Origin of the sequence: Streptomyces sp. URMC 129, assembly GCF_051386415.1 — a bacterium.
In the GTDB taxonomy this organism is placed as follows: Bacteria; Actinomycetota; Actinomycetes; order Streptomycetales; family Streptomycetaceae; genus Streptomyces.
This window is the reverse complement of sequence record NZ_JBPQTQ010000176.1, coordinates 1-9,305: the sequence shown is the minus strand read 5'-3', so window position 1 is coordinate 9,305 and position 9,305 is coordinate 1. Positions and strand designations below refer to the sequence as shown.

Genomic DNA, 9,305 nt, shown 5'->3' with positions numbered 1-9,305 from the left:
CCGTTCGACCGCGACCTTGGCCTCGCTCCAGTCCCACCAGGGCCCGCCGTTCTTCGAGCCGCCCAGCTCCGTCGCCGCCCGCGCCGCGCGCCCGGTTGGCCCGCGAGTCGCCCGGCTCCAGCGGCAGCGGCGACCCGCGCAGCGGACCGCCGACCGAGCGCGGCAGCGTCAGCCGGAACTGCGCGCCGCCGCCCGGCTCGCCCCACGCCTCCAGCCGGCCGCCGTGCAGGTGCGCGTCCTCCAGGGCGATCGACAGCCCCAGGCCGGTGCCGCCCGTGGTCCGCGCCCGCGCCGGGTCGGCCCGCCAGAAGCGGCTGAAAACCTGCTCCGCGTCGCCCGGCCGCAGCCCGATGCCGTAGTCCCGCACGGCGATGGCCACCATCCCGCCGTCCTGGCTCGCCGCCAGCCGCACCACGATGTCACGGCCCTCGCCGTGCTCGATCGCGTTGACCACGAGGTTGCGCACCACCCGCTCGACGCGGCGCGGGTCGGCCTCCGCGACGACCGGCCGGGTCGCGCCGCGCACCAGCAGCGTGCTGCCCTTCCGCACCGCCAGCGGCTCGGCGCCCTCCACCACGCGGTGCACCACGTCCCGCAGATCGGTGTCCTCGGCCTCCAGCCGCGCCGCGCCCGCGTCGAACCGGCTGATCTCCAGCAGGTCCGCGAGCAGCGACTCGAACCGGTCGAGCTGGCTGAGCAGCAGCTCCGCCGACCGGGCGGTCGCCGGGTCGAACTCGCCGCGCGCCTCGTGGATGACGTCGGCCGCCATCCGCACGGTCGTCAGCGGCGTCCGCAGCTCGTGCGACACGTCCGAGACGAAGCGGCGCTGCATCCGCGACAGCTCCTCCAGCTGCTGGATCTGGAGGTGGAGATTGCGCGCCATCTTGTTGAACGACTCGCCCAGCCGTGCGATGTCGTCCTCGCCGCTGACCTTCATCCGCTCGTGCAGCCGCCCCGCCGCCAGCCGCTCCGCGATCCTGGCCGCCATCCGCACCGGGGTGACCACCTGCCGCACCACGAGCCAGGCGATCGCGCCCAGCAGCACCACCACGAACAGCCCCGCCGTCGCGATCGTGCCCGTCACCAGGCTGAGGGACTTCTCCTCCTGCGTGAAGGGGAAGACGAAGTAGAGCTGGTACTGGTGGCTCTCGTTGTCCACCAGCCGCCGGCCGATGATCAGCGCCGCCTCGGTGCTGCCGTCCTGCCGCACGATCGTGTGGTACTGCCGGTGCGTCGCCAGATCCGCGTCCAGCGCCTCCCGCAGCTCCGCCGGGATGCTCAGCTCGGGGTTGATGTCGCCCTGCGCCCGCGCCCCCAGCGGCGCCGACCCCTGGTCCCCGACGAACGGCGTGGAGAGCTGCGACGGCAGCGCCACCACCGAGAACACGCCCTGCCCGCCGCTGGCGAGCTGCTGCACGATGCTGGTCATCCACTCGCCCGCGTCCGCGGACCGACCGGCCCCGGCCTCCTCGTCACCGTCCGCCGTGGCCTGCTCCTTCGCCGCCGCGAAGCCGCCCTCGGCCTGGCTCTGCGCCGTCTGCCGCTTCGCCTCCAGCAGGCCGTTGCGCACCTGCCCGATCACCACGAAGCCCAGCACCAGCACCACCGCCAGGGACAGCAGCAGCGTGCTGGCCACCACGCGGAGCTGGATGTTGCGCCGCCACAGCCGCATCAGCGACAGCAGCGGGCCGCGCGCCCAGCGCCCGAAGATCCGGATAGCGGGCTGGGCCCGGCTGCCCGTCGCCCTTTCGGTCAGCAGCCGGGGGCCCTGCCACCACGTCCGGTCGGACACCTCAGCTGGACCCGGCCTTGTAACCCACGCCGCGGACGGTCACCACGATCTCCGGCCGCTCCGGGTCCTTCTCGACCTTCGAACGCAGCCGCTGCACATGCACGTTGACCAGCCGGGTGTCCGCCGCGTGGCGGTACCCCCACACCTGCTCCAGCAGCACCTCGCGGGTGAACACCTGCCACGGCTTGCGCGCCAGCGCCACCAGCAGGTCGAACTCCAGCGGCGTGAGCGAGATGGTCTGGCTGCCCCGCTTCACCGAGTGCCCCGCCACGTCGATCACCAGGTCACCGATCGCGAGCTGCTCGGGCGCCGGCTCCTCCGAGCGCCGCAGCCGCGCCCGGATGCGGGCGATCAGCTCCTTCGGCTTGAAGGGCTTGACGATGTAGTCGTCCGCGCCGGACTCCAGGCCCACGACGACGTCGACCGTGTCGCTCTTCGCGGTGAGCATGACGATCGGCACCCCGGACTCGCCGCGGATGAGGCGGCACACCTCGATGCCGTCCCGGCCGGGCAGCATCAGGTCGAGCAGCACCAGATCCGGCTTGATCTCACGGAACGCGGCCAGCGCCTTGTCCCCGTCCGCCACGAACGACGGTTCGAACCCCTCCCCACGCAGCACGATGCCGAGCATCTCCGCCAGCGCCGTGTCGTCGTCGACGACGAGTACGCGTCCCTTCATGCCTTCATCATTCCATCCCCTGAATCCGTCTCGGTCGAACGTGCCCTCGCACAGACGTCCGCCAGGTTTCCCCGGTCAACCGGCGAGACCACGCCCCGCTCCGTGACGATCGCCGTCACCAGTTCCGGCGGCGTCACGTCGAACGCCGGGTTGTACGCCTGCGCGCCCACGGGCGCCACCGGCACCCCCGGCGCCACATCCGTCACCTCGTGCCCCGGCCGCTGCTCGATGTGGATCGACGCGCCGTCCGGCGTCCCCAAGTCCACCGTGCTCACCGGCGCCACCACCACGAACGGCACCCCGTGGTGCCGGGCCAGCACCGCCAGCGGGTAGCTGCCCACCTTGTTCGCCACCGAGCCGTCCGCCGCGATCCGGTCCGCCCCGATGAACACCGCGTCCACCTCACCCGCCGCGAACAGCGACCCCGCCGCCGCGTCCGCCAGCACCGCGTACGGCATCCCGTCGCGCGCCGCCTCGTACGCCGTCAGCCGCGCCCCCTGGAGCAACGGCCGCGTCTCGTCCACCCACAGCCGCCGCAGCTCCCCCGCCCGGTGTGCGGACCGGATCACCGCCAGCGCCGTTCCCTCACCACCGGAGACCAGCGCGCCGGTGTTGCAGTGGGTCAGGATCCGGTACCGGCCGCCCGGCAGCAGCTCCGCCAGCAGTTCCCGGCCCAGCTCCGCCATCCGGGCGCTGGCCTCGGCGTCCTCCCGGTGCAGCGCCACGGCCGCCTCCAGCGCCGCCCGCGCCGCCGCCGGCCCGTCGCCGCCCGCCGCCCGGTGTGCCGCGAGCGCCCGCTCGACCCCGTAGGCCAGGTTCACCGCGGTCGGCCGCGCCTCGGCCAGCGACCGCGCCGCCTCCACCACGTCGTATCCGCGCGCGGCGGCCAGCGCGACGCCGTACGCCCCGGCGAGGCCGAGCAACGGCGCCCCCCGGACCGCGAGCGACTGGATCGCCGCGACCAGCCCGGGCACATCCGTGCAGACGAGCTCCACCTCTTCCACGGGCAGCCGGGTCTGGTCGAGCAGCACCAGCACCGGCCCGTCGGGTGGCTCGGCCCAGCGCAGGGCGGGGAGTGTCAGATCAGCCATTGGCACAGTCTGCCCTTCCGGCAGGCACGAGAGAAGGCGAGGGGGCGGGGCCTGTCACCGGAGTCCCGGGGCGCCCGGCGTATCGCCATGGCACGATGGGCGCCAGACCTGCCCGACGCCATCCGACACCAGAAGCCGGCCGCGTCGGCAGCAAAGGTGCGAAGCGACCGAGGAGAGATTGTGAGCGACTCGCCGGGCTGGGCGTCCCCCGGATCACCACCGCCGGAGAACGACCGGAACGACCCCGCGCCCGCCGGCCAACCCGCTCCCGCCCCTCAGCAGCCCCCCGCGCCCCAGGGCTGGCAGGCCGCGCCCCCGCCACCGCCCGGCCGGCCCGGCCAACCGGGCGGAGCGGCCCCCGGCGGCTGGGGCGGCTGGAGCGGCTGGCACCCGCACACCTTCGCCGCCAAGCCCGGCGTCATCCCGCTCCGCCCCCTGGGTATCGGGGAGATACTCGACGGCGCGGTCTCCACGGCCCGCGCCCACTGGCGGACGGTGCTGAGCATCGCCCTCGGCATCGCCATCGTCACCGAGCTGATCTCCGCCGTCGCCATGCACACCTGGATCGGTGACAGCTCCGGCATCGCCGCCCTGGAGGACAACCCGAACCCCACGGACGAGCAGATCCGCGACGCCCTCGTCGACCTCACCGCCCTGATGTCCGTCACCGGCGTCGTCGCCCTCCTCGGCAGCGTCCTGGCCACCGCCATGCTCACCGTCGTCGTCAGCCGCGCGGTCCTCGGCCGCGAGGTCACCATCGGCGAGGCGTGGGCCGACTCGCGCTCCCGGCTGGCGCGCCTGCTCGGCCTGGTGCTGCTCGTCCCGCTCATCGCGATCCTCGCCGTCACCCTCCCCGTCCTGGCCGCCGCCCTGACCGGCCTGGTGCCGCTCGTCGTCGTCGCCGGCGCCGGCGGCGCCGCCCTCGCCATCTGGCTCTGGGTGCGGTTCTCGCTCGCCGCGCCCGCCCTGATGCTGGAACGGCAGGGCGTCGTCGCCGCCCTGCGCCGCTCCGCCAAGCTCGTGACCGGCTCCTGGTGGCGCGTCTTCGGCGTCCAGGTCCTCGTGCTCCTCCTGATCACCGTGGTCGGCGGCATCATCGAGATCCCGACCTCCATCCTCGCCGGGATCGCGGCGGGCAACGGCGCCGACAGCTTCTACGAGGGCAGCACCACCGACCTCACCTGGACCTATCTCGCCGTCGCCGGCGTCGGCTCGGTCATCTCCGGCACCATCACCCTGCCCATCGGCGCCGGCGTCGTCGCCCTCCTCTACATCGACCAGCGCATCCGCCGCGAGGCCCTCGACCTCGAACTGGCCCGCGCCGCGGGCGTCGACGGCCAGGCCCGGGAAAGCTGACACCGTGGCGCTGCCGTGGGCGGACGACGACCCGCCGGGCCCGCCCGTCCTCATCGACCGCGACGCCGCCCGGGACGCGGCCCGCCGCGAGCTGGCCGAGCAGCGCTACGCCGAGCACGAACCAGGCCCGGTCCAGCGCGCCTGGAGCTGGCTGTGGGAGCACATCTTCGGCGCCCTGGAGAGCGCCGCGTTCCGCACCCCCGGCGGCTGGCTCGGCCTGCTGATCATCGTCGCCCTCGCCGTCGGCCTGCTCATCGCCGTCCGGCTGCGCCTCGGCCGCCTCGCCACCGCCCGCACCGGCGGCCCCGGCCGGTCGGGCGCGGTGTTCACCGACCGGCCGCGCACCGCCGCCGAGCACCGCGCCGCCGCCGAGGAGCACGCCACCGCCGGCCGCTGGGCCGACGCCGTACGGGAACGGATGCGCGCCGTCGTCCGCTCCCTGGAGGAACGGGCCCTGCTCGACCCCCGCCCCGGCCGCACCGCGGACGAGGCCGCCGCCGAGGCCGCCCGCCCGCTGCCCGCCCTCGCCCCGCAGCTGCGCTCGGCCGCCGCCACCTTCGACGCCGTCACCTACGGCGGCCTGCCGGCCGACCCCGACGACTACGCCCGGCTCACCGACCTCGACACCCGCCTGCGCCGCGCCAAACCCGACCTCACCGCCGCCACCGCACCGTCCTGGACGGCCCCATGACCGGCACCACCGGCCCGACCGGCGGCGCCCGATGACCGCCACCGAGAACGCCACCACGGCCGTCTCCCCCGACGCCCGCGGCCTCTGGCGCCGCGCCCGGGGCCTGCTCACCGCCCTCGCCCTGCTGGCGCTGACCGGCGCCGTCCTCGGCCTGCTCACCTCGGGCGACAACGGCACCCTCGACCCCCGCTCCGCCACCCAGTCCGGCAGCCGCGCCGTCGCCGAGCTGCTCGCGGAACGCGGCGTCGACGTCACCCTGGCCACCACCGCCCGCGAGGCCGCCGCCGCGACCGGCCCCGACACGACGCTCCTCGTCGTCCACCCCGACGCCCTCACCGACGACGGCCGCGACACCCTGCGCCGGGCCGCCGACGCCGGGGGCGCCCGCCTCGTCCTCCTCGCCCCCGGCCGGGCGGCCCTCGACGCGTTCACCCCCGGAGTGCTGGCCGCCGGACCCGCCTCCGTCGAGGAACGCCCGCCCGACTGCGCCGACCCGGCCGCCCGCCGCGCCGGCAGCGCCCACCTCGGCGGATACGGCTACGTGCTGCCCGGCCCCGAGGGCACCGGCTGCTACCCCGTCTCCGGGCTCCCCACCCTCGTCACCCTGCCCACCGGCCGGACGGGCGGCGAAACCGTCCTCCTCGGCGCCGCCGACCTCCTCCACAACGAACACCTCGACGAGGACGGCAACGCCTCCCTCGCCCTCCAGCTCCTCGGCGCCCGCGACCGGCTCGTCTGGTACCTCCCCTCCGGCGAGGAGGCGCCGGGCGCCGACGACGAGCAGAGCCTCCTCGGCCTTCTCCACCCCGGCTGGCGCTGGGCCGCCCTCCAGCTCGCCGTCGCCGTCGCCCTCGCCGCCGCCTGGCGCGCCCGCCGCCTCGGCCCGGTCGTCACCGAACGGCTCCCCGTCACGGTCCGGGCCGCCGAGACCACCGAGGGCCACGCCCGCCTGTACCACCGCGCCGGCGCCCGTGACCGCGCCGCCGACGCGCTGCGCACCGCCGCCCGTACCCGGCTCGCCCCCCTGGTCGGCGTCGCCCCGGCGGCGGCCCACACCCCCGGCTCGCTCCCGGCCGCCGTCGCCGCCCACACCGGGGACACCCCGCAGGCCGTGCACGCCCTGCTCTTCGGCCCGCCCCCCGCGGACGACACCGGCCTCGTCCGCCTGGCCGACGACCTCGACGCGCTGGAGCGGCGCGTCACCCCCGACGCGACGAAAGGCAAGGACCACCGCCCGTGACCGCACCGACCGAACCGACCGACCCGACCCAGCCGCCCGCGGCAGGCCCGCACGCCGCTCTGGAAGCCCTGCGCGGCGAGATCGGCAAGGCCGTCGTCGGCCAGGACGCCGCCGTCACCGGCCTGGTCGTCGCCCTGCTGTGCCGTGGCCACGTCCTTCTCGAAGGCGTGCCCGGCGTCGCCAAGACACTGCTGATCCGCACCCTGGCCGCCGCGCTCGAACTGGAGACCAAACGCGTCCAGTTCACCCCCGACCTCATGCCCAGCGACGTCACCGGCTCCCTGGTCTACGACGCGCGCACCGCCGAGTTCTCCTTCCAGGCGGGCCCGGTCTTCACCAACCTGCTGCTGGCCGACGAGATCAACCGCACCCCGCCCAAGACCCAGGCGTCGCTGCTCGAAGCGATGGAGGAGCGCCAGGTCACGGTCGACGGCCTGCCCCGCCGGCTCCCCGACCCCTTCCTCGTCGCCGCCACGCAGAACCCCATCGAGTACGAGGGCACCTACCCCCTCCCCGAGGCCCAGCTCGACCGCTTCCTCCTCAAGCTCAACCTCCCGCTGCCCAGCCGGGACCAGGAGATCGACGTCCTCACCCGGCACGCGGCCGGTTTCGACCCGCGCGACCTGGCGGCGGCCGGCGTCCGGCCCGTCGCCGGTCCCGCCGACCTCGCCGCCGCCCGCGCCGAGGTCGCCAAGGTGTCCGTCACCGCCGACGTCACCGGCTACGTGGTGGACCTGTGCCGGGCCACCCGCGAGTCGCCCTCGCTCTCTCTCGGCGCCTCCCCGCGCGGCGCCACCGCGCTCCTGACCACCTCCCGTGCCTGGGCCTGGCTCTCCGGCCGCGGCTACGTCATCCCCGACGACGTGAAGGCCCTCGCCCTGCCGACGCTCCGCCACCGGGTCCGGCTCCGGCCCGAGGCGGAGATGGAGGGCGTGACGGCGGACAGCGTGATCACCGGTCTGCTGGCGCGCGTCGCGGTGCCGCGCTGATGGCGCTCTCCGGGCGCACCGCGCTGATCGCCGCCCTCGGCGCCCTGGTCGTCGGCCTCCTCCCCGGCTGGCACGGCATCCTCGCCGTCTGCCTCCCGCTGCTGGCCGCCGTCCTGTTCGACCTGGCCCGCGCCGCCCCCGTCCGCTCGCTGCGCCTGGAACGGGCGGGCGCCACCTCGGTGCGCCTGGGCGAGGACGCCGCCGTGCACCTCACGGTCACCAACCCGTCGCCCCGCCCGCTCCGCGCCGACCTGCGCGACGCCTGGCCGCCGAGCAGCTGGCACCCCGGCACGAGTTACGCCGCCTCACGGCACCGCCTCACGGTCCCGGCCGGGGAGCGCCGCCGGGTCTCGACCGTGCTGCGCCCGACCCGGCGCGGCGACCACCGGGCGGTGCGCGTCACGATCCGCTCGCACGGCCCGCTCGGCCTCGCCGCGCGCCAGGGCAGCCACGCGGTGCCGTGGACGCTGAGCGTGCTGCCGCCGTTCACGAGCAGGAAGCACCTGCCGGCGAAGATGGCCCGGATCCGCGAACTCGACGGCCGCACCACGCTGCTGACGCGCGGTGAGGGCACGGAGTTCGACAGCCTCCGGGACTACGTGCCGGGCGACGACATCCGCTCGATCGACTGGCGCGCCACGGCCCGGCAGTCGTCGGTCGCGGTGCGCACCTGGCGCCCGGAACGCGACCGCCACCTGCTGCTCGTGCTCGACTGCGGCCGGACGTCGGCGGGCCGGGTCGGTGACGTGCCGCGCCTGGACGCCGCCATGGACGCGGCCCTGCTGCTGACGGCGCTCGCCACCCGGGCCGGGGACCGCGTCGACCTGCTGGCGTTCGACCGCACGACCCGCGCCTCGGTGCGCGGCCGGACGGGCGGGGACACCCTGCCCGCGATGGTGCGGGCGATGACCCGGCTCGAACCGGAGCTGATCGAGACGGACACCCACGCCATGGCCGCCGCGGCCCTGGCCGGGGCACCGCGCCGCTCGCTCATCGTCCTGTTCACCGGCCTGGACGCGGCCCCGGTCGAGTCGGGCCTGCTGCCGATCCTGCCGCGTCTCACCCAGCGCCACACGGTGCTGGTGGCGGCCGTTGCCGACCCGCGCATCACCGAGATGGCCCGCACGCGGGGCACGGTCCCCGGCGTCTACGAGGCAGCGGCGGCGGCCCAGCACCAGGCCGAACGGCGGCGGACGACCGACCGTCTTCAGCGCCTGGGCGTCACGGTGGTCGAGGCGGCCCCCGACCAGCTCCCGCCGGCCGTGGCCGACGCGTACCTCTCCCTGAAGGCGGCGGGAAAGCTGTGAGACCGGAAAAGGCAGACAGAAAAAAGAAAAAGGATATATGCGTGGGGCCGCTGGAATATTCCAGCGGGCCCCACGCATATACCCAATAATTGTCCGGCGGTGTCCTACTCTCCCACACGGTCCCCCATGCAGTACCATCGGCGCTGGAGGGCTTAGCTTC

General features: G+C 75.4%; 8 protein-coding genes and 1 rRNA gene. 5 read left to right on the top strand and 4 right to left on the bottom strand.

What is annotated here, in order from left to right; genetic code table 11:
- The 3 genes from mtrB to mtnA form a co-directional block, all read right to left on the bottom strand.
- Window positions 1-1,792: MtrAB system histidine kinase MtrB (gene mtrB, locus ACSNOC_RS25665; protein WP_436749953.1), on the bottom strand; the 1,792-nt coding region annotated here is incomplete at its 3' end.
- A gap of 1 nt (window position 1,793) precedes the next feature.
- Entirely contained in the window at window positions 1,794-2,471 is a 678-nt protein-coding gene (gene mtrA, locus ACSNOC_RS25660) for a two-component system response regulator MtrA (RefSeq protein WP_086160249.1), read from the bottom strand.
- A complete protein-coding gene (gene mtnA / locus ACSNOC_RS25655; protein WP_436749952.1) occupies window positions 2,468-3,562 on the bottom strand; it encodes an S-methyl-5-thioribose-1-phosphate isomerase in 1,095 nt (364 codons plus the stop codon). The genes mtrA and mtnA overlap by 4 nt, the downstream gene beginning before the upstream one ends.
- A 180-nt stretch (window positions 3,563-3,742) precedes the next feature.
- Here mtnA and ACSNOC_RS25650 point away from each other — a divergent pair, with 180 nt between their 5' ends.
- Genes ACSNOC_RS25650 through ACSNOC_RS25630 form a run of 5 tightly spaced genes read left to right on the top strand, consistent with a single transcriptional unit; the run spans window position 3,743 to window position 9,145 of the window.
- Window positions 3,743-4,918, top strand: a complete 1,176-nt coding sequence (locus ACSNOC_RS25650) for a DUF7544 domain-containing protein (RefSeq protein ID WP_436749951.1) — start codon at window positions 3,743-3,745, stop codon at window positions 4,916-4,918.
- A gap of 4 nt (window positions 4,919-4,922) precedes the next feature.
- Window positions 4,923-5,609: a DUF4129 domain-containing protein gene (locus ACSNOC_RS25645; RefSeq protein ID WP_436749950.1), complete on the top strand. Its 687-nt coding sequence runs from the start codon at window positions 4,923-4,925 to the stop codon at window positions 5,607-5,609.
- 31 nt (window positions 5,610-5,640) lie between these two features.
- Window positions 5,641-6,849, top strand: coding sequence for a DUF4350 domain-containing protein (locus ACSNOC_RS25640; RefSeq protein ID WP_436749949.1), 1,209 nt, complete (start codon window positions 5,641-5,643; stop codon window positions 6,847-6,849).
- Window positions 6,846-7,838: an AAA family ATPase gene (locus ACSNOC_RS25635; RefSeq protein ID WP_436749948.1), complete on the top strand. Its 993-nt coding sequence runs from the start codon at window positions 6,846-6,848 to the stop codon at window positions 7,836-7,838. The genes ACSNOC_RS25640 and ACSNOC_RS25635 overlap by 4 nt, the downstream gene beginning before the upstream one ends.
- A complete protein-coding gene (locus tag ACSNOC_RS25630) occupies window positions 7,838-9,145 on the top strand; it encodes a DUF58 domain-containing protein (RefSeq protein WP_436749947.1) in 1,308 nt (435 codons plus the stop codon). Before ACSNOC_RS25635 ends, ACSNOC_RS25630 begins: the two co-directional genes overlap by 1 nt.
- A 91-nt stretch (window positions 9,146-9,236) precedes the next feature.
- Here ACSNOC_RS25630 and rrf read toward each other — a convergent pair.
- Window positions 9,237-9,305: ribosomal RNA gene (gene rrf, locus ACSNOC_RS25625) — 5S ribosomal RNA — on the bottom strand; the annotation flags it as partial.